Source organism: Vibrio sp. Vb0667, from assembly GCF_033391095.1.
This window is the reverse complement of the sequence record NZ_JAWPOL010000253.1, coordinates 1-1,224: the sequence shown is the minus strand read 5'-3', so window position 1 is coordinate 1,224 and position 1,224 is coordinate 1. Positions and strand designations below refer to the sequence as shown.

The window sequence follows — 1,224 nt, the reverse complement described above, 5'->3', positions numbered from 1 at the left end:
CGCCTTAGTGATGGGGCAATGGAAAAGCAGCTGTAAAGTTGTGAACGCCCCCCTGCTTAAAAATGAAGTGAACAGTATTGTACGAGTGAACCCAAACGGTAAGCCATCGGAAACGCGTTTCAAAATTCTTGAGAAATTTGAGCAAGCGACGTTGATTCAAGCCAGCCCAATTACGGGGCGTACTCACCAAATTCGTGTGCATACTCAGTACACCGGACATCCTATCGCATGGGATGATCGTTACGGAGATAGACGTTTTGATGCCTACACTGGTCAACTTGGATTGGACCGTTTGTTTTTGCATGCCGCGAACATTAAGTTTCAACATCCGTCTAATGATGAATGGATGGAAATTAATGCTCCGATGGAATCCAAACTAGAGAAAGTGCTTGTTGGATTAAGAAAGGCAAACTGAACGCATTTACTATAAACAAAGGGAGCTCTAGCTCCCTTTTTGCATTTCACTTATATATTAGGCTTCAAATGATGAGTAGAGGCGTTGATTAAACTTACAAGATCTCGAAACCTTGCTTTTGCAGCATATCAATCAAATCAATCAGAGGCAGGCCAACGAGAGTGTTTGGATCTTTGCCGACTAACTTTTCGAACAAACAAATTCCCATCCCTTCGCTTTTGAAGCTGCCAGCACAGTAAAACGGTTCTTCTCTGTCGACGTAACGTTCAATTTGTTCACGGTTTAAGTTTCTAAAATGCACTTCAAAAGTGTCGTAGCCAACTTCAGTCAGATTCGTCACCGAGTTATAAACCGCCAGTCCGGTATAGAAAGTGATGGCTTTACCACTTTGAGCAAGTAATTGATTGATAGCATTTTCACGATTTAGAGGTTTGCCAACGATTTTTCCATCAATTACGCAAACTTGATCGCTGCCGATGACCAAACTTGGTTCATTAATAGAGCAAGAGGTTGCTTTGTTTACGGCTAAGCGCTGCACTAGATCCAGAGGCGTTTCACTCTCATACGGCGTTTCATCGCAGTCAGGAGATAAACAAATGAACGGGACTGAAAGCTTTTCAAGCAGTTGTTGACGAAAAGGGGAGGTTGAGGCTAAAACCAGTTGGTAATTTTTCATTTTGAATTACAATTCACGCAAGCATTTCCAATAGGATAATCGATCAAAATTGATTATGGCTAATGCTCTGTATGTTAAGCGTAAAAAAGTACAACTTTTTTGCCTTTTTCTTTGACTAATTTTGATTTGGAAG

The 1,224-nt window shown here is 41.3% G+C and carries 2 protein-coding genes; one reads left to right on the top strand and one right to left on the bottom strand.

The window, feature by feature from the left end:
* A partial coding sequence (locus tag R8269_RS25045; RefSeq protein ID WP_318222885.1) for a pseudouridine synthase occupies positions 1-415 on the top strand: 415 nt, incomplete at its 5' end.
* A 94-nt stretch (positions 416-509) separates the two neighbouring features.
* On the opposite strand, the gene R8269_RS25040 is transcribed toward R8269_RS25045, so the two are convergent.
* Entirely contained in the window at positions 510-1,091 is a 582-nt protein-coding gene (locus R8269_RS25040) for a Maf family protein (protein ID WP_025526301.1), read from the bottom strand.
* Between the last annotated feature and the right edge of the window lie 133 nt (positions 1,092-1,224).

Coding starts and splice junctions, on each gene's coding strand:
- R8269_RS25040 (WP_025526301.1), bottom strand. CDS start 1,091: ATGAAAAATTACCAACTGGTTTTAGCCTCAACCTCCCCTTTTCGTCAA.